The sequence below is a fragment of the Streptomyces pratensis genome (genome assembly GCF_016804005.1).
Classification (GTDB): domain Bacteria; phylum Actinomycetota; class Actinomycetes; order Streptomycetales; family Streptomycetaceae; genus Streptomyces; species Streptomyces pratensis_A.
This window is the reverse complement of record NZ_CP051486.1, coordinates 3,707,275-3,727,013: the sequence shown is the minus strand read 5'-3', so window position 1 is coordinate 3,727,013 and position 19,739 is coordinate 3,707,275. Positions and strand designations below refer to the sequence as shown.

General features: G+C 71.5%; 7 protein-coding genes. 2 read left to right on the top strand and 5 right to left on the bottom strand.

All coding sequences use genetic code 11. The features are described 5' to 3' along the window. Window positions 1-14 precede the first annotated feature (14 nt). The 4 genes from HED23_RS15210 to HED23_RS15195 all read right to left on the bottom strand — a co-directional run bounded on the left by HED23_RS15210 (window position 15) and on the right by HED23_RS15195 (window position 12,674). Complete coding sequence (locus HED23_RS15210; protein WP_238441961.1) at window positions 15-3,605, bottom strand: S8 family serine peptidase; 3,591 nt, start codon at window positions 3,603-3,605, stop codon at window positions 15-17. A 555-nt stretch (window positions 3,606-4,160) separates the two neighbouring features. Then, the gene (locus HED23_RS15205) at window positions 4,161-4,964 is read right to left on the bottom strand and encodes a helix-turn-helix transcriptional regulator (RefSeq protein ID WP_238441960.1); all 804 of its coding nucleotides are present in this window, start codon (window positions 4,962-4,964) and stop codon (window positions 4,161-4,163) included. 272 nt (window positions 4,965-5,236) lie between these two features. Next, window positions 5,237-8,530, bottom strand: coding sequence for a S8 family peptidase (locus tag HED23_RS15200; protein WP_203183957.1), 3,294 nt, complete (start codon window positions 8,528-8,530; stop codon window positions 5,237-5,239). Between the two features lie 391 nt (window positions 8,531-8,921). Next, entirely contained in the window at window positions 8,922-12,674 is a 3,753-nt protein-coding gene (locus HED23_RS15195) for a S8 family serine peptidase (RefSeq protein WP_203183956.1), read from the bottom strand. A gap of 193 nt (window positions 12,675-12,867) precedes the next feature. Between HED23_RS15195 and HED23_RS15190 the strand changes: the two genes are divergently transcribed. Further along, a complete protein-coding gene (locus HED23_RS15190) occupies window positions 12,868-13,689 on the top strand; it encodes a helix-turn-helix transcriptional regulator (RefSeq protein ID WP_238441959.1) in 822 nt (273 codons plus the stop codon). 24 nt (window positions 13,690-13,713) lie between these two features. Here HED23_RS15190 and HED23_RS15185 read toward each other — a convergent pair whose 3' ends face one another. Continuing rightward, a complete protein-coding gene (locus HED23_RS15185; protein WP_203183955.1) occupies window positions 13,714-17,766 on the bottom strand; it encodes a S8 family serine peptidase in 4,053 nt (1,350 codons plus the stop codon). 1,342 nt (window positions 17,767-19,108) lie between these two features. On the opposite strand from HED23_RS15185, the gene HED23_RS15180 reads away from it, so the two are divergent. After that, a complete protein-coding gene (locus HED23_RS15180; protein WP_203183954.1) occupies window positions 19,109-19,618 on the top strand; it encodes a DinB family protein in 510 nt (169 codons plus the stop codon). The last annotated feature ends 121 nt before the right edge of the window (window positions 19,619-19,739 follow it).

Here is a 19,739-nt window from a genome sequence, read left to right as displayed (position 1 = left end):
CTTTCCTCATGTGGTCAGCTGCTCAGGTCGGGACGCTGGGTGACGCGGGCGGCGTTGACGAGGGTCTTCTCGGCGCCGGTGGCGACCAGCCGGAGGTTCAGCTGGCCGTCGGTGACGGTGACCGTGAAGGACTTCGTCAACGCCCGGTAGCTGCCTCCGGTCTCGGCGGCGATGTCCAGGTCGGGCGCGCGGACGGTGCCTTCGGCGAGAACGTCGGTGAGACGCTGCCCTGCCGGGACGTTGCCGAGCTCGGCGAAGTCCAGCTCGATCTGGTACGTACCGTTTGGTACCTGGTCGAAGCGGTACTCCAGGGCGCCTTCGCGGGCGGTACGGAACAGCTTGTCGTCGGTGGTGTCCTCGATGGCGTTGGTGGTGCTCGCCTTCGTGGACTGCCCGATGAAGCCGTACGACCCGGCTGTGTACTTCTGGTCCGGGTTCCAGGTGTCGCCTGCGGCGTCGGTGTACGCCTTGGCTCCGCCGGCGTCGATCGCCGTGCGGTAGGCGGGAACGGACACGGTCACCGGGATCCTGATCTCCGGGCCACGGCCGCTGTCGGAGGCGACGACGACGGTGCCCTTGAGGACGGTGCCGGGCGCCACGCCGTGCGTGTCGAAGGTCAGGACGACCTTCTGCTCGCCGCCCTGCGCCAGTTTCCCTTCGGCGGGAGCGGCACCGAACCATCCGGCGCCGCCGGCTTCGGTGACCGTGTAGCCGGTGGACGAACCGGAGTTGGCGAGGCCGATGGTGCGCTGCCTGCTCTGCTCGGCGGGTACGACGACGGTCGTCGCGCTGGCCGGGGTGGCGGTGACCTTTCCGGTGGCCAGCGCGGTGGACAGTTGCTCGGTGGAGCCGGTCGCCAGCGCGACGGTGCCGGTGTGGGACGTGTAGTGCGCCGCCGACACGGTGACGTCGTAGTCGGTCCTGTCAGCGGTCACCGGCGTCTGCACCAGGTAGGTGCCGTCGGGACCTGTGGTGCCGGTGGCCACGGGCTCGCCGTCGCGGGCGACGGTGACCGTGGCGCCGGCGAGCGCCTTCTTGTCGTTGCCGTCGGTGACGGTGCCGGTCAGGGCGGCGCTGCGGGTGGGCGTGAACTCCACCGAGGTGCCGTCGCTCACGGACACCTGGTTGAGGGAGTACAGCAGGGCGTCGGTGCCCTGTGCGTTCTCGGCGCCGATCGTGGCGCTCAGGCCGCGCGCGTGGTCGCCGCCGGTGTTGTTGCGGTAGTGGAAGGAGTACGTGCCGTCCTCGCCGACCACCACGGAGAAGTCGAGCTTCTGGGTGCGCGCGGCGCTGGTCACCGCGTTCCGCCACTCCACGACGATCTCGCGGTGCGGGGCGGTGCCACGGGCCGACCAGTACATGTCGCCGGATTCGGTGGCCAGTTGGAGGTTGTCCCAGAACGGGTAGAGCGAGCCGTTGGGGTAGCCCGCGTAGGGCAGGCTCCGATTGGCGCTGACGTTGAGGGACATCTCGAAGCTGAGGTAGCCCTCGATGTTCGCCGCCGCCTGGGTGTACGTCTTGCCGTACAGCGCCACCGGGAAGGGGAACCTGACGGTGGCCGAGCCGTCGTAGTCGCTGTTGGTGCTGAGCCTGGTCGCGCCGGTCGGGAACGCGGCACCCCGGGTGGACTTGCAGATGGTGCCGAACCGGTCGCCGCGGTTGGGCAGCATGAGGTCCTTGCCGCCGTCACCCTCGGGAACCTGGATGCCGAACGATCCGCCCGTGGCGCACAGGGAGACGGGGGTGATCGTCACCTGGTAGGAGCCTGCGGGCAGTTCAAGCCTGTACGTGCCGTCGGCCGCGGTCGTGGTCGAGGTGTCGGCGGGGGCACCCGACACCTCGATCCTCGCACCGGCCTCGGGGCCGGACAGGGTGCGCACGGTGCCGGAGAGGGTGCCCGTGGGGGCGGTGGTGAGGTTCAGGTCGCGGGTGGTCGTGGCGCCCTCGGTGACGGTGGCGGTGGATTCGGCGGGCCTGTAGCCGTATGTGGTGACCTTGACCGTGTAGTCGCCGACCATCAGTTTCGGCAGGCTGTACGTTCCGTCGGCGCGGGTGTCGGCCAGGGCGTTCATCGGCCCGTCGAGCTCCACGGTGGCGCCGGACACGGGCACGCCCTCGGAGGTGACCGTTCCGAGGAGGCCGCCGAGCGGGCCGTGGGGGGCAGAGGAGACGGCCTCGTAGGCGTCGAGCCGGCCCTCGCCGTAGACGTTGTTGTTCTCGGCGGTGCCACCGCATGTGGTGTCGTCGACGTCGTGTGCCGTGCGGTCGAGGAGGCGCTGGGTGGCCGCTACGTCGCCGCGGATCGCCGGGGACGCCGCCCACATCAGGGTGACGGTGGCGGCGGTGTGCGGTGAGGCCATCGACGTACCGGACCTGACGGCGTAGCCGCCTCCGGGTGCCGCGGAGCGGATGTCGACTCCGGGGGCGGCGATGTCGGGCTTGACCGCCCCGTCCTCACCGGTGCCGCGGGAGGAGAAGTACGCGATGGCGCCTTCGCTGTCGTAGGCGCCTGAGGCGTAGCTGTTGGTGTAGGCGCCCGGGGAGCCGGCCGTGGCGCAGTCGGGACCGGCGTTGCCGTTGGAGAACGCGGCGAAGATCCCCGCGTCGGTCCACGCCTGGACCATGTCCTTGTACCAGGTGTCGATGATGTCGGCACCCCAGGAGTTGTTAACGACGTCCGGGGCCAGGTCCGGGCGCGGGTTGTCGCCGTCGCGGTCGGTGGGCGCGAGGATCCACTGGCCGGCGGCCAGCAGGGCGTCCTGCGGGCAGCCCGTCGGGGTGCACGCCTTGGCGGCGATCCACCGGGCGCCCGGCGCGGCACCGATCCGGTTTCCGTCGTGGTCGTCGCCGACCATGGTGCCCATGGTGTGGGTGCCGTGCCCGTGGTCGTCGCAGGGGGCGTCGCCGGAGCAGCTGGCGGTGGCGTCGAACCAGTTGTACTCGTGCTGGTACGTGCCGTCGGCCTTCATACCGCGGTACTTGTCCATCAGCGTCGAGTGCTGGTAGTCGACTCCGGTGTCGATGTTGGCGACGACCGTGCCGCTTCCGTTGATGCCCAACTCGTTCCAGATCTTGGGCGCGTTGATGGTGTCGAGGTTCCACTCGACGCCGTTGACCGTCGGTTCCTGCTCCGCGGGCAGTTCGTCGGGCAGCTGGAGGAGCTTGTCGGCCGCGATGGAGGCGACCTCCGGGCGGGCGGCGATCTTCTCGGCCAGGGCCTTGTCGCCGGTGACCTTGACGATGTTGCTGATCCAGTACGAGGTGGAGTGCGCGCCCGCCTTCTTCACCAGGGCCTCGATGCCGGCCTGGGTGGTGGCGGCGTGCTGCGTCCTGGCGGCGATGACGGCCTTGTCCCGGCCGGTCCTCGTCTTCTCCTTCTTGGCGGCCGAGGTGTCGGCCCTGGAGCCGAGCTGCACCCAGAAGGTCGTGGTGTCCTGCTTGTCCAGCTGCCGGACGACCTTGGCGTCGGCTTTGGCCCGCAGTTCGGCCGCGGGTGACGGGGCGGGGTCGGCGGAGGCGGGGACCGCTGCGAGGAGCGGCGCTCCCATGGCCACGGTGAGCGCGACGGCCAGCAGGCCGTGCCGTCGCGCGAGTTGCTGTCTCACGTGCTGACTCTCTTTCCGAAGAATGTGAGCAGGGGCAGGCCGGGGCGCGGATCGGCCGGGGCCGTCACGCCACGAGAGGAGCGTGGGTCAGCCCGGGCGCGCATTGGCAGGCCCATGACACCCAGGGACGAGGGGGCGACGATGCCGCGCCGCCGACAGGGGGCTTGCCTCCGCACACGCTCGCTCCTTCACGGGCAGTCCACGCAGGAACCGTGGGACGTTCACGAGGTGATGACCACACAGCAGTATGGGTTCGCCACAGCAGGTCACCAGGGTTTCTGCGCTGGCGAGTTGGCGACATGGCGCGCTCTCGCCAACCGACCGTCCGGGCGGGAGGAACGGCACCGCCAGGACATCGCGCGCGCCGTCGTCGTACGAGACGTCCGCGGTGAGTGTCCTGGTGCGTCCGGGCCCGGGGACTCCCGGATGGAGGCGTTGTGGCGGACGGTGGCGCTGCCTTCGTCGGGAACGAGGGGCCAGGCTGCGACAGCGTGCGGGCTGTCGCCGTCCCGCCACGCGTGCCTCCGCGCCCCCGGCCGGCCGTCGGGCGTGCCGTCAGATCCAGTTGTTGCGCATGGCGTACCAGCCCAGTTGCAGCCGGGAGGTGACCGATGCCAGGTCCATGAGTGCCCGCAGCCTGCGCTGCACCGTGCGGGGCGAGGTGCCGAGCTGGTTCGCGGTCGCCGCGTCCGTGAGTCCGGAGAGCATCAACTGCAGGATCTGCCGGTCCACCGGGGTGAGTTCGGCGACCTCACGCAGATAGGGACGAGAGTGCCGCCACACCGCGGCGAACAGCTCGGTCACCAGCACCGTCAGGGGCTGCCGCAGCAGCACGGCCCGCTCCGGGCCGAGCTGGACCATGGCGACCTCACCGTCGGCCACGGCCAGCTTGAGCAACGGGCTGTCCGTCACCCGCACCTGCTCTCCGCGCCGGACCCGCTCCTCCAGGGCGGCCACCGCCGCCCGTTCGGCGAGGAAGTCGCGGTCGATCAGGAGCTGGTAGGTGACACCGGACGGAGCCCGGCGGTCGTCGTCGGAGATGTCCGGAGCCGCCGACAGGGTCTGCGGCACCGGCGTGATCGTGTTCAGACCCGTCAGGAACGCCTGGAACGTGTGGCGTGAACCCGTCTCGAGCTCCAGGATCCTGCGGGCCTGCGCGGCGGGGCCGTCGACGGTCTCGACGCGCACCCGGCCGTCGTCCGGGGTCCGGTCGCGCATCAGGGCGGTCACAGCCGACTCGGCGCGCCGCAGGTCGTGGCCCAGCTGCCGGAAGACCGCGTGCAGTTGCTCGTCCGCGGCCGCGGCGGGCGCAGGCGTCTCCCGGGGGGACACCTGGTCCGCCTCCTCGGTGGTCGTCACTGATGGTCCAAGATCGGGCATGGCGTCAGTCTGGCGGACGCCCGGGGCTCCGTCCCGGGCTCCCGGACCCGTCCGCAGGCACCTCATGAGGCCGATCTGCCGCGTCAGTGCTGGCCTGGACGGCCTTCACCGCCCAACCGGACGGGCCGTGGCGGAAGTACGTCATGTCGTCTCCTCGCCACCCCGGGCGAGGGGCACGGCCCCACCCGCCACGGCCGCGGGAGGCGGGCGGACCGGGCTCCTGAGGAGGCCCGGCCGGCCCACCGTCCGTCCTACCGTCGGGACTTGTTGACCTGGAAGGCCCTGGTGACGGTCTGCTTGACCGCGCTGCCGTCGCTCGCCGCGACGGTGGCCCGCAGGGTCGCGTACGAGGCGCCCCGGGGTGCGGTCAGATCGGCGTGCGTAGGCTTTCCGTGCCGGCCCGCGGTGATCTTGACCGGGTGCCAGGTGGCACCGTCGTCCCAGCTGACCTCCAGCTCGGCCGGACCGACCGTGGCTTCGACGGCGCCCGGTGCGCGCTGGACAGCCACGTCCACACGGGTCGTCGCGGAGCGAGGAGCCCCTCCGGAGCCGTCGAGGCCGTGCGGGGTGAAGCGGACGGCCATGAGCGGCAGGATGGTTCCGGCGCCGTCGTCGGTGTCCGAGTCGAAGCTCCACCGGGACTGCACGCGGGTGGACAGGGTGGCGTAGGGCTGGTCGCGGGTGATGTCCGCGTCGAGCGTGTAGTGACCGGGGCCCGCCGGTGCGGGAATGGTCTTGCCGCTGCCGACGGCGTTCCAGGCACTCACCTTCTCGCCGTCCTTGGCCAGGGTGAGGGTGCCCGAAGCGCCCCAGTCGGATCCGCCGCGGCTGCCGTCGCCGTCGACGAACCACGGTGTGCCGGCCCAGATGAGGGAGTTGTTGATCCGGTAGGCGGGGGCGGCCGGGAGGGCCGGGCCGACCACCGCGGCCGCGAAGTCCAGGCGGCGCAGGGCGTGCGGGCCGAAGGACTGCGTCGAGGTCACGATCGACTGACGGCCGGCGATCGTGGCCCGGTCGAGCCACTCACCGGCGGTGCGGTAGTCGCGCACGGTCGAGGGGAACCGGACCTGCTGGTCGATGAAGAGCGGCAGCAGGGCGTCGTCGTCCGGCGCGGCCCCGGTGGTGCCGGCGGCGGGGGCGCCCTGGGCGTTGAGGTGGACGCGCACGTCGGTCAGGTCTCGGCGGTGGACCGAGAAGGCGGGGCGGGCCGGCACACCGTCGTTCCAGGTCCGTGCCACGTGGTAGAAGAACGGGCTGGGCGCCTGCGAGGAGGCGTCCTTGGACGCGAACACGGCGAACGTACGGTACTTGGCGTCCGCCTCGGCGAACGGCGTCGCGTACAGGGCCTGTCCGGCACGCTCGCCGGTGGTGACCACGCTCAGCGTGTACGTCCCGGTGCCGGCGGGCAGCGCGAGCGCGGCCTGCACGGCCGTGGCACGGGCGGCCGGGTCGTGGACGTCGACGGCGACCGGGACGGCGGTGCGGGCGTCGAGGTCGACCGTGGTGTCCTCGACCGGGGTGACGGAGGTGGCGGCCATGGTGGTGGTGCGCTCCGTGCCGGTGCCGCTGTTGATCGTCATGCCGATCCAGTACTGGGCCTCGGGCACGGTGACCGCTCCGGTGCCCGCGGTGAGGCGGACCGGGTAGCGGTCGCCGGTCCAGCGGTTGACCATCAGGGCCGTGCCGGTGGCCGGCGTGCCGTCACGCTGCTCGGCGTGGAGCGTCACCTGGTGGCTGGGCACGGGGCTGTTGACGCCGAGGATCGTACGGGTGACCGGCGTGCCGCCCTGCGAGGCGGTGAGGACCGCGGACCAGGGGCCGTGCGGCAGCAGGGTGGCGCGGGTGGTGACGGTCGCGGTCGCGGTGCCGTGCGCGGGGACGGTGACCTGGTCGCGGTCGACAGAGAACTGCTCGCCGTTGCCCGGCTGCGCGGTGGGTGACAGGGGCTTCTCGAGGGCCAGGTCGAGCGTCGTGGCGCTGTCACCGGAGTTGGTGAAGGTGACGGTCTGCTCCGTGTCCTTGCCCGCTCCGTCGGACCAGCCTGCCGTCGTCGTCAGGTTCGCCGGGGAGGCGAGGACCGTCTGCCGGGATGCGCGGCCGACATCGACCCTGCCGGTGCCCTGCTGGTAGGCCGAGCGCTTGGCGTTCGGCACGGCGCTGTTCATCAGCGCGGTCTTGATCTGCTCTCCGTTCCAGTCGGGGTGCGCCTGGGCGACGAGCGCGGCGGAGCCCGCCACGTGCGGGGTCGCCATCGACGTGCCGCTCTTGGCGGTGTGGCCGCCGCCCGCCTTCGCCGCGACGATGCTGACGCCGGGCGCGGTGATGTCGGGCTTCACGGCGTTGTCGCTGGGGCGGGGGCCGCGACTGGAGAACGGGGCCAGTTCCTCGTCGGCGTTGACCGCGCCCACGGCGAGGGCTGCGTTCGCGATGGCGGGCGCGCCGACCGTGCCGAGGCCGTACTCGCCGTCATTGCCCGCGGCGACGACGAAGAGCGTGCCGGTGCTCGCCGACAGGTCGTTGATGGCCGCGATCGCGGGGTCCGTCTCGTCCGCCGCCCCGCCCAGGCTCATGTTGACGACCTTGGCGTGGACGGTGTTGACGGCCCAGTCGATGCCGGCCAGAACCGCCGAGGTCGGGCAGGAGCCGGTGTTGTCGCAGACCTTGCCCACGGCGAGTGACGCGTCGGGGGCCACGCCGCGGTAGGTGCTGTCGACGCCGGCGATGGTGGAGGCCACGTGGGTGCCGTGGCCGTTGTCGTCCTCGGCGGTGGCGCCGCCGAGGAAGTTGGACGAGACCGTCACGCGGCCCGCCAGGTCCGGGTGGTCGGTGTCGTAGCCGCTGTCGAGTACGGCGACGGTGACGCCCTTGCCGGTGTGTCCGTCGGCCCAGGCCTGCGGTGCGTTGATCTGCGGAACGCTCTTGTCCAGGGCGACATGCATCCGGCCGTCCAGCCAGAGCTTGTTCGCACCGCCGGCCAGCGTACGGCCGGTACCGGCGGTGAGGCGCTTCCAGGTGGTGGCGGCGTCCGTGCGGCCGTGCGGGTCGAGCGAGGTCAGGCCCAGGCGGGGGATCGCGCGGCCGGGGCGGGCCACGCTGCCGACCGCCGTGCGGGCCTGCTTCGCCGCACCGGCTCCCCTGGCGTGCTGGACGATCATGCCCACCCCGCCGTCGGCGGTGGTGCCCTTCGTGCCGTAGCCGGCCTCCAGCAGCGCCTTGACCTGGAAGAGGCGGGGGTCGAGCCGGCCGGCGGCGAGCAGCGCATCGGCGTCCGCGGGGATGACGCTGACGTCGTCCGGTCCCACGGAACTGGTGGTGAAGGAGACGTCCTCGCGACCGGGTGCCGGGGTCACGGTGGCCGAGCGGACGGCGGTGCCGGAGCGCTCGACGGTGACGGTGTCGCCGGTGGGCAGTGGCACCGTGAAGGTCGAGGGCACCGGCGGCCGGGCGTCGACCGGGCCGGGCGGGGCGGCCGCTTGCGCGGCGGTGACGGGTATGAGCGTCGCGGCCACCAGACCGGCGGCCGCGACGATGTTTCTGAGATGCATGGAGAGAACCCCCAAGGTTCACGGAGCGAGGACGCGACGCATCCTCGCAGCGCAGGTGCCCCTCAACCGGTGCGAAAGGGTGGCGACTTGGCGACGCGTCGTAGATCCGCCACGCCCCGGACGTCTCCCCGCGGCATGCGGAAGGACCGGACCGTCGTGCGCCGGTCCGGCCTCGCGGGATGCCGCGTGCTCAGTCCTTGCAGCGGCCGCCCGCCGGCGCGCCGATGGTGGTCTCCGCGACCGGGAACCGGTGCACGCTGCGGCTGCGCACGTACCACCGGCAGCGCGTCGGGGCCGGCGCCCGGCCGTCGCCCCGGAGCAGGTGACCGTCATCGCCTGACCTGGCCGTGCCCCGCAGGGCCGTCCCGGACGGGGCGGCCCTACGGGATCCTCAGCGGACTTCGTACGCGCGGACCATCGTCTGGCCGACCCGCGCCCCGTGCCCGTCGGCGAGCGTGACGCGCAGGTGCACGAACGTGCCCGCGGGCGCGTCGCCCGGAACCGTGGCACGCCACGCCCCGTGGGACCTTCGCACATCCGCGGTGTGCCAGTCGGTGACCTGGTCCGTGGTGGCCTGGTCCCCGTAGGCGTACTGCACCTCGACGTCCTCCAGCGCGACCGGGCCGTCCGCCCCGTCCACGACGGCGCCGATGCCCATCGTGGTGCTCTCGCCCGCCGGGCGCGTGTTGCGCAGATCGGACGCGAGGTCGAGCACCGGGACCAGGAGGCGCTGGGCACCCTGGTCGGCGGCGCCGGAGCGGAAGTCCCACTGGGTGCTGTAAGCGAGACCGGTGCGGTCGGCGCCCGATGCGGGCCGGCGCCAGGTCTGGCGGAACGTCACGTCGGCCGTGTCCCGCGGCAACTCGAAGGCGCCCGACACCAGGGGCTGCGGTTCGCCGTTCACCAGCAGCTGCCGGGTGCCGTAGTCGGTCCGGGCTGCGGTGGAGTCGTGGCCACCGGCGTCGCCGAACGGGGCGACAGTGAAGGCCAGCCGGTTGCTGTCGCGGGTCATCATCGCGGCGCTGTAGGTGTTGCGCACGGGGCCGTACGGCGACTTGTACCAGTACGCCGTGGAGTTGCCCTGCACCGCTTCGCGCGGCCCGTCATAGGCGGTACCGCTGTTCGGGCCGAGGTCGCGGCGCATCAGGGTCGTCCAGGTCAGGCCCTCGCCGCCGGACGGCGTGAAGTACTCGGTGCGCTGCTGGGGGGCTTGCAGCGGCAGCGTCGTGCCGCCGGCCCACACGGCGGCCATGCCGGGCAGGCCCACCTTCACGTCGGACCAGTACGTCATGTCGCCCGTGGCCCGCTGCACGTGGTAGCGGGCGTCGCTGGCAGCGAGCTTGCTGTCGCGTACCCGCTGGGTGCCGGGCCGGATCGCGCCCTTCGAGACGTGCGCCAGGTTGTAGACGTACGGGCTGCGGGCGGTGGCGGTGCCGGACCAGCCGACCTTCGCCGAACCCGACGGCCCGGCCTCGGCCTTGAGAGTGAGCGCGTCGTCCCAGGTGATCGTGGCCTGCGGGACACCGCCCTCGGGGCCGGTGATCTGGAAGCGGCCCTCACTGTCGGGGACGGCGGCCAGGACGCCGACGGCGCCGGCCGTCCCCGCGGCCGCGTCCCAGGCGTAGGCGTTTCCGCCGCCCGGGCCCGCGTCGACCAGGACGACCTTGTCCTCCAGGTCGTGGGCGGCGAAGTTGGCGTCCGTGCCCTTGCCGATCGCGACGACCTCGGCTGTGCCCTTGCCGTCGAACTCCGTCGCCTTCTGCACCGGCAGGGAGTCCAGGACCCGCCCGCCGCCCGACGTGAACCGGGCGAGCGGAGCGGTCTGCCGTGCCGAGGCGAGAAACGTGACCTTGTCGGCGTGCCGGACCGGCTGGGCGTAGATCGCCTTGGCGTACGACGGGACGGAGGTGGCGTATCCGGCGAGCACACGGCCCGCGCCGTCCAAGCCGTAGGTCAGCCCGATCGCGAACCCGTTCGGCCGGCTCGCGCGGTCGGTGTGCCACGCGACGCGTTCGGCGTCCCGGGCGTCCAGCGTGACCGTGGTGTCGCCGGAGACCGTGAGCTCCGGCCGGTAGAGCTGCGACACCGAGTCCACACTGCCGACGTTGCCCGGCTCGTCACGAGTCATGATCAGACCACTGAGGGAGTACGTGCCGAGCGGCACCCGGATCGTGGTGCTGCCCGCGGCCGGGTAGCCCAGCGTGTACCGCTTCGCGCTGTCACGGTGGTCGTCGAACAGCTGGAACGCCGACGGGGACGCCGCCGGGTCGCCGTGCCGGTCGAGGCCCTTGACGGTCAGGTCGGCCGACGGCACCTCCAGGTGCACGCCGAAGGGGACGGTGACGCGCACGCCGTGGGCGCCCGTACCGACGAGGCGGCCGGTGAGCGTGCCGTAGTCGCCGGCGTCGAGCTTCGCCGCCGGGTCGATGCGGACCGGCACGTCGGCGGTGCCGTTCGCGGGGACGGTGACCCGGGTACGGGCGGCCGAGGCGAAGCCGTGGACGCGGGAGCCGTCGTCACCGCGCACGTCACTCACGGCGAGGGTGAGGGTGACGTCCTTGTCCGTGCCGTTGGCCAGCGTGAGCGTCCGGTCGACCGGCTCCAGTCCGGCCTGCGGGTACGCGAAGTCGCCCAGCAGCTGGTTGGGTTCACCCGTCACCAGCTGGGCGATCGCACGCGCCACGTCCATCGGGCCCGCGCCCTGGTCCAGGACGGGGGCGTCGGTGCCCTTCGCCGACGAGGTGAGAAGCGCCTTCAGACGGGCCGGCGCGAGGCCGGGGTGCTGCTGGAGCAGGAGCGCGGCGGCACCGGCCACGTGCGGGGTGGCCATCGAGGTGCCGGACATCGACCGGTACGCCTGGGCGCCCCGCCCGCCCGCGCGTGCGGCGACGACGTCGACGCCCTGGGAGGCGATGTCGGGCTTGGCGTTGATCCCGTCGGCGGAGGGGCCACGGCTGGAGAAGGACGCGGTCGCGTTCTTGCGGTCGACGGCGCCGACGGTCAGGGCGCTCGGCGCGCAGCCGGGCGTGGAGACGGTCCCGCGCAGGGAGGCGTTGCCCGCCGCGATGACGAACAGGGCCTTGTCGCTGAGCCGCTGGACCGCTTCGACGTCGGGACCCGCGCAACTGGTGGAGCCGTCGGCGCCGAGCGACATGGAGACGACCTGCGCGCCTTCGGCGACGGCCCATTCCATGCCGCTGACGATGCCGCTGAGTGTGCCGGAACCGTCGTCGCCGAGCACCTTGCCGACGAGCAGCCCGGCACCCGGCGCCATCCCCGCGTACCGGCCGTCGGACGCGGCTCCGGTGCCGGCGACGGTGGAGGCGGTGTGGGTACCGTGACCGGTGCGGTCCTCTGCGTCCTGGCCGTGGACGAACACCTTGGTCTGCGTGATCCGGCCGGCGAGGTCGGGGTGGGCCGCGTCCACGCCGGTGTCCAGGACAGCGACCTTGACGCCGGAGCCGTCGAGCCCTGCCTTGTGGGCGGTGCCCGCCCCGGTGAGCGGGACGGTCGGGATACCGAGCGGGTCGGCCGCGGAGCCCTTGACCTTTGCGTCCAGCCAGATCTTGGTGACGCCACCGGCCGAGCGTGCCGACGCTTTCGCCGGGGTCAGGTCGCGCCACGCGTCGGCGGCGGACTTCTTGGTGACATCGAGGCCGGCGCCGCCGATGGATTCGAGGGTGGCGGTGGTCCGCGTACCGGGGCGGGCGGTGCGCGGTGCGCGTCCGCCCGCGTACTCGACGATCACCGGCACCGTGGCGGAGTGCGCGTCGTCGTAGCCGTCGGCGACGAGCTTGCCGATGTCGAAGAGCCGTACGTCGACGAGGCCGGCGTCCACCAGTTCCTCGACGCCCTGTGGGAAGACGTAGGTGCGGGTGCCGTCCTGCCAGACGGCGGCGGGATGGTCGGTGCCGTCCACGGGTCGTGGTGCCGCCGACAGGATCCGGCCGTCGGGGGCCAGTCGCGCGTCGACCACGTCACCGGTGACCAGGGTGACGGTCACGGTGCGGGTGACCGCGTCGCCGCCCGTGCCGGCCGGCGGAGTGACCTCGGCTCCGGCGTGCGCCGCGGGTATGCCGACGGCCATCAGGGCGACGGTCGCGAGGCCGGCGGCCGTGGACCGCCATGGTCGGGTACGTCTCACAGAACAGCTCCTGCCGAAAGGGACGATGAACCAGTAGCGTCGCCAATGCCGGGCTTCCATGGGTGTGTTCGGGATGGCGAGTGACCGCCATGACGTGATCCCGACATCGGCGCCACCTCGGATCCGCGTACCTGGGAAGCCCTGACGAGGGGGCCCCTGGCCCTGCGCTTCCGGCGGCGGCGAGACTAGGGGCATGTCGTCCCTTCCAGAGAAGCCGTCCCCCCGGGCCACGGGCACCGCGGCGTCCACCCCGGCCATGCGCGCGTCACTCGTCGAACTCCAGGACCAACTGCGCGGAACCGACGCCGCGCTGACCCGGCTGCTGAGCCGGTGGCACCCGGGCGCGGGCGGGAACGACGAGCGCTTCGTCACGGTCTGGGAGAGCCGCGAGGAGCAGGCGCGCCGGATCTACGACATGGAGTACTCGGCCCGTACCTCGCTGTCCGGCTTCCAGTCCGGGGCCAACACGGTGGCCCCCGTCCCGACGACCCTGCCCGACGGACCCGAGGGGCAGGGGGCGGACGGAGCCGGGCCGCCGATGCGCAAGGACGGAAATCCGGACGCTTCCTACCGCATCGTGGTGGACCGCGACTTCCTCTCCGAGCCGGCCGCCCTGCGCGCGCTGGACCTGCGGGTGGAACGGGGTCACCACGTCCGGGTCGTCGACCAGCCGTTGATCAAACTGCTCATCGCGGACGGTGAGACGGCCATGGTCCAGGTGGAGCCGGGACGGTCGCTGGAGCTGCGGCCACCGCTCGTGGTGCTGGCGATCGAGCTGTTCGAGTCGGTGTGGCGCCGCTCACGCCCGTATCTGCGCGAGGACGGCGATCTGAGTCCCACCGACCGCCGCATTCTGCAGCTGATGCTGTCCGGACTCACGGACGCGGCGACGGCCCATCAGCTGGGCACGTCGCCACGTACGGTGCAGCGCCGGGTCCGGGCGCTGATGGATCTGGCCACCGTGACGTCCCGCGTCCAGCTGGGCTGGTACGCGATGCGCAACAACTGGGTGTGAACACCCGTTACGGCGGCCGTCCGGCTACATCAGGTCCAGATAGCCCTCCAGCGACTTCCCGCGCAGGCGCTTGACCGGGTCGGTGTACCGGTCGGACCTGCTGTTCTGCGACAGGTAGTTGTCCTTCACCCAGGCGAGGTCCTTCGCGCCGACGGTGCCGTCGTGGTCGATGTCGGCGGCGCGGTCGGCCGTCCCGCGCGCCGCGTACACGGCGGCGGCGTCCCGGACGTCGACGACGTCGTCGCCGTTGACATCACCTGCCACAAGGGCGGCCGCCGAGTTGGCGGTGTTGCCGGCCACGCCCCAGGTGCCGTCCAGGCCGAGGTCGATGTCCTCGGTCCAGGTGAAGTGGCCGGGCGCCGTCACCCGGAAACGGTACGGCTCGTCGGACGGGGGCAGCCCGCCGACGGAGATCCGGCCCGCCTTGTCCACGGCGACCTCACGGCTGGTGCCGTCGGGCGCGGTCAGAGTTGCCTCGATGCCGTCGGCGGTGTGGTCGCGGACGTTGTCGTACGCGCCTTCCCGGGTCAGCAGGGCCTGGACGGCCGGGCGGGCGACGAAGGTCGACGTCGGGTTGAGCATCCGCACCGCACCGTAGAACTGGATGTTCAGGTTCGTCTTGGCGCCCGCCGTGTCGACGGCCGAGGTGCTGCCCGTGCTCAGTCCGGCGTTCGCCGTCACCGTGCCGCCGGTCACCTCGTACGTCACCTTCAGCAACGGCATCGAGTCACCGCTGAGACCCGCGCTGTCGGCGACATCGAAGGAGAGCGTGCTGTGCGAGGACGATCCGGCCGAGACGTCGGTGCGGCGGACAGCCGACGGGTCGTGTGCCTTCAGTTCGTCGGTCGGTTCGATGGAGACGAGCTTGACGTTGCGGTCGTCGTAGCGGAACTGCGAGGTGAACGTCTTCCAGTTCTTCAGCTCGTGCGCGGTCAGCGTGTACGTGACACGGTCCCCGGCGCGCGCCGACGCGGCGCTCGCGTCGCCGACCACGTAGGGCGTGCCCTTCCTCATGATGTGGACCTGGCGGATGCCGCTGATGTTGCCCGCCGCGTCCGTGGGCCACAGCTTGAGATTCGCGACGGGCGGGCCGACGGGAAGCTTGACCTGTCCGTTCACTCCCCCGTCAGACCCCACCGGGAGACTGCCCTCGGGCGCGTTCGGGTTGTAGAGCGAGTAGTACAGGCGGTTGTCGCTCTGGCCGATGTCGAGGCCCGCGGCGCGGATGTCGTCGGCCTGGGCGTCCAGCAGCGTGCCGGTGACGTTGAACGTCGCGGCGTCGGCGGGCTGTTCGACGACGGTCGGGTGGGCCGGGTCCCAGGCTCCGTAGGCGTCGTCATACGTGGGCAGTTGCGTGTCCACGTACACGTCGCGCAGTTCGCTGTCGGTGCCGCCGGCGGCGTCCGTGCCGACGATGCGCAGTTTGTAGTGGCCGTCGTCGATGAAGCGGCCGCGCGGGTCGAACGGTGTGGCCTTGTCACCGGTCGACGGGAAGTACCAGGGGCCGACCGTCGCCGGGCCGTAGAGGACGCCCTCGGTGAGACCGACGGTGTTGATGCCGCCGATGTAGCCGAGGTCCTTGCCGTCGGCGTCGGCGAGGAAGATGTCGATGCTGCGCAGCTGTCCGGCCATCCGCAGGTTGAAGGTGGCCGCCCCGGACCCGACGGCTCCCTGGTCGGAACCCCGTCCGGTCGACATGACGGACTTGGTCATGTCGACCTCCTCGAACCCGGACTCGGCGACACGCATTCCGAACGGGACGTGCAGCGCGGGCAGCCCGCTGCCACCGCGCGGTGTCAGCGTGACCGTGCCCTCGTAGTAGCCGGCCGCGGCCCCGGCGGGCACGCGCAGGGCGGCGGTGACGGACTTCTTGCCGTGGGCTCCGACCTTGACCCTGTCGCTGGTGGTCAGGGTGATGTGCGCGGCGTCGGCGTCCGCGGAGCTGCCGGAGCCGCGGCTGAAGGCCGTGCGCACGTCGTACGTGACGGGCCTGCCGCTGTCGTTGACCACGCGCAGGGTCCGCTTGAGGGTCGTGGCGCGGCCCACCGGAAGCACCCCGAGGTCCAACGCGCCGGTCACGGCGTCGACTTCGGTCCGCGTGCCGTCGACCGTGACATGCGGGGTGGTCTCCGGGACCTGTACGGCGGTGGTGGCGTGCACAGCCGCGTACGGGTCGACTGCGCCTGCGCCCGCTTCGAACACGCTGACGTCGCCGGGCAGGGCGGTCGCCGTGTTCATCAGCGCCGTCTTGATGGCGTCGGGACTCAGTCCGCGGTCGTGCTGGAGCATCAGCGCGGCGGTGCCGGCGACGTACGGCGCGGCCATCGAGGTTCCGCTGAGGCGGGCGTACGCGTACGCGTAGTCGCCGCCCTCCGGGTCGACGATGTCGGACGGTACGGAGGACAGGACGCTGACGCCGGGCGCGGTGACCTCGGGCTTGATGGCGGCGCTGCCGTAGACCGGGCCGCGCGAACTGAAGTCGGCCAGTGTGCCGTCGCCGAGCTGGAAGGTTCCGGCCGAGGTGAACGAGACCTCGGCGCCCGCTGCCATCAGTGCGGCGCCGTCAGCCGCGGTCAGCGAGAACGCCGGGACGTAGTTCGGGTTCTCACCGATGTAGTGCGGGATGTGCCCCTCGGTGGCGTTGTCGTTGACGAGGAGAACGGCCGCTGCTCCCTTGTCGTGCGCGCGCCGTACCTTGTCGTCGAGCGGGATGCCGCCGCGCCGGACCAGGACGGCCTTGCCGGTGACGTCCTTGCCGGAGTATCCGGCTGCGGTGCCGGTGCCCGCGTCGACGACCGCGAGGGCTCCGTCCGCCAGCTTGTCGAGGGCGTCACCGTAGGGCTGGGCGAGCAGTCGGCCCTGCGCCGTCACCGATCCGGCGGTCAGCGTGTACGCGGGCAGCGTGAGCGGTTCGGAGTGGGCGCCGACCGCCAGCGGGAGGGCGGCGGCAGCCGGGGTGGCGACGGTGCCCGCCTTGGGGCCGCTGTTGCCGGCGGCTATGACGGTGGTGACGCCCGCGAGGACGAGGTTGTCGGCGGCTATGGACTGCGGGCTGAGCGGGTCGTTGACGGCGGCGCCCAGCGACATGTTGACGACGTCCATGCCGTCGTCGGCAGCCTTGTCCATGGCGGCGATGATGTTGCTGGTGCGGCCGCTGCCGTAGGGGCCGAGAACGCGGTAGGCGTGGACGGAGGCGTCGGGGGCGACGCCGTGCGCGGCGCGCGCCTTCGCGTCGGCGCCCTGGCCGGCGATGATGCCTGCGACGTGGGTGCCGTGCTCGGTGTAGTACGTGGAACCGGCGTTGGTCTCGGCCTGGCCGGACGCCTTCCAGTCCTCGTACGTGGTCTCCATCGGGTCGGCGTCGTCGTCGACGAAGTCGTAGCCGCCCTCGTACACGCCCTTGAGGTCGGGGTGCCGGTAGTCGATGCCGGTGTCGATGATGCCGACCTTGACGCCCTTGCCGGTGACTCCCTCGGCGTGCAGGCGGGCCACGCCGTCGTCGGCACCGTCCGTCTCCCCGCTGCTGGATCCGGTGGCCTCCGGGTCGGAGAGCGCCTTCACCGTGCTGTCGGGCCACACCGAGGCGACCTCCGCGTGGTCGAGCAGCTCTGCGATCCGGTCACCGGGCAGGCTGAGGCTGACCCCGTCGAAGCTTTGGGTGTAGCTGTGGTGCAGCCGAGGTGCCTGGGACTGCCGGCCGGACTTCCCCGCAGTCGCCCGGTTCCCGGGGAACATGTCTTTCAGCACGTCGCGGAACGCGCCCTGTGCCTCGGTGACCGCGGCGCGCGCGTCCGTCTCGCTGAGGCTGCGCCCCTGGGCGGCGGCGAGCAGACGGGCCGTCCGGGCGGGCGGCGTCCGCAGTTGCACGATGACGTCGACCGGGTCGGCGGACTTCAGCACCTCGTCCGTGACATGGAGTCCGCCCATGTCCAGCGTCGCCATCCGATGCAGCGCCTGTCGCTCCTGGTCGTCCAGGGAGGCGAGCACACCGCGGGCGTCCGGCGTGGTGCCCGCGTTCGGTGCGGCCACGGCCGCGGGCGCCGCACCCGCCACGGCGGCCAGGATGGCGGCCGCCATCACCAATGACAGGCGTCTTTGCTCAGGGGCATGCGTCATGTGTGCCTTGCTCCGCTCTGGACTGCGACGGGGACGTTCGCACGATCATCGACGCGTGGCGGAGCATGACGGAAGGCCAACTGGTGGCGGGTTCACGACGTGTCGTCAAACCGCCGTGTCGGGCGTGGCACCTCGGCACGAGGCACGTCGGGCACGGAGCGGGGCGTAGAGTCCTGGGGCTCGGCAGCACGGCAGGGCCCGGGAGCACCCACCCTGGGCATGGCCGTTTGCACTTCTGATGACCACATGGGATCAGACAGATGCCAGATTGCATCTTTTGAGAGGTCCCGTCCCTCGTGATCATCGACACCCAGTCCGTGCGTGCGGCCGCTGGTGTCCCGAGGACCACGACCGGACTGGACGTCAACAAGAAAGTGTCGGGCGTCGCGCGCGGCGGCGAAGTCCGTGAGCAGCGTCAGGTCTGCCTCGGCAACCTCGAAGGTGGTCAGTTGCACCACGTTCCCACGGTCGCAGGGAACCGTCGCAGTAGTACATCGGGCGTGGGCTGGTACTCCTCCATGTGGCCGTCCGCGAACTCCTCCGTCCCCTCTGGCAGCGCGTCGCGTGCCCGCCGGTACGCCTCAGCGACGTCCTCGATGGGCGCGCCAGGAACCGGAACGTGTCCCAGTACCCCGGCAGCACCTCCTCGTGGCCCAGAACCATCTCCGCTCGAAGCCTCCCGAGGTGTCCGTCCAGTTCGAAGAAGCTAATGAGGGCTTACGCTACGAGAGGCAGCAGGACGCTCGCGGAGTGCTTTGGTTGCTGGCCGTCGGAGAGAGTGCGGTCGTTCGCCGCACCGCCTCGGTGTGGAGCGTACCCATGGCCTGGCTCTGCTGGCGGTTCTCCCGCGTGCGCTTGCGCGACTTCCCTGGGACGGCTTGTGGGCATGTCTGTGTCCATACAGCAGCGCGACCCACGCACACAGCGCTGCGAAGGCAGGCGGATTCCAGTTGCACGATGCGTCGAAGATCAGCTGCTGGAGCAGTCCGCTCTCGCCGGTCAGCTGACTGCCCTCGCCCTGAGCCCGGCCCACCAGCTCGTCAGTCGGACGGTCGTTGAAAGGTTTCGCCGGCACCTCCTCTGACGGCTCGTCGAACTCGGCCTCTGTCAGTTGTTGCTGGTCATCGATTCATCTTCCGTGATCCGGAGTTACACCGAACGTTTTTCAGTCCCGGTCCAGGTCCTCGATGTTTCCGTCCATACCTGACAACGAGGGGGCACGGCATAGGGTTGTCGATGTCGGCGTGGTCAGCTGCTCGCACGAGCTGATGCGCCTCGGACTGCAGGGTGATGGGAGACTTGGATGGGATCGTTCGATGTGCTGTTGGACGATGAACGCGTCCAACTCGATGCCTTCGTGGAGGAGTACCGGAGCGCCTTCGAGGCAACCCTGGACGGCATCACCGAAGAGCAGGCCCGCCTGCGCCTCGTCTCATCCGCAACAACGTTGCTCGGACTGCTCAAGCACGTCACGTGGATGCAGCGGGTATGGTTCGAGGAGTGCGTCGGCGGCACATCCCGTCGGGAACTCGGCCTGGCCCAGAACCCGGACGAGTCCTTCCGGCTCGCCGACGACGACACCGTCGCCTCCGTCACGGCGGCCCACCAGGAGGCCTGCGCACGGGCACTGGCGGTGGTCGCCGATCTGCCGCTGGACAAGGTCGTGACGGGCCACCGAACCGGCCCGCGCACACTGCGTTGGGTGTACCTGCAAGTCCTGCGCGAACTGGCCCACCACTGCGGGCACGCTGACATTCTGCGCGAGCAGCTACTTGCCGCCGGCCCCGATCCGAAGCCGGACACAACGGCGTAGGAGCCAGATCGGTGACCTGCCGTGTTTGTCCAGGGTGACCAGTAGCTCCGGAGCCGGCACGTCCTCGTTCTCGATGGCGGTGTGATCAGGCATGAGGTCGGCGACGGCCGCAGCCTCACAG

Coding starts and splice junctions, on each gene's coding strand:
- HED23_RS15200 (WP_203183957.1), bottom strand. CDS start 8,530: ATGCATCTCAGAAACATCGTCGCGGCCGCCGGTCTGGTGGCCGCGACG.
- HED23_RS15190 (WP_238441959.1), top strand. CDS start 12,868: ATGTCGTCCCTTCCAGAGAAGCCGTCCCCCCGGGCCACGGGCACCGCG.
- HED23_RS15185 (WP_203183955.1), bottom strand. CDS start 17,766: ATGGCGGCCGCCATCCTGGCCGCCGTGGCGGGTGCGGCGCCCGCGGCC.
- HED23_RS15180 (WP_203183954.1), top strand. CDS start 19,109: ATGGGATCGTTCGATGTGCTGTTGGACGATGAACGCGTCCAACTCGAT.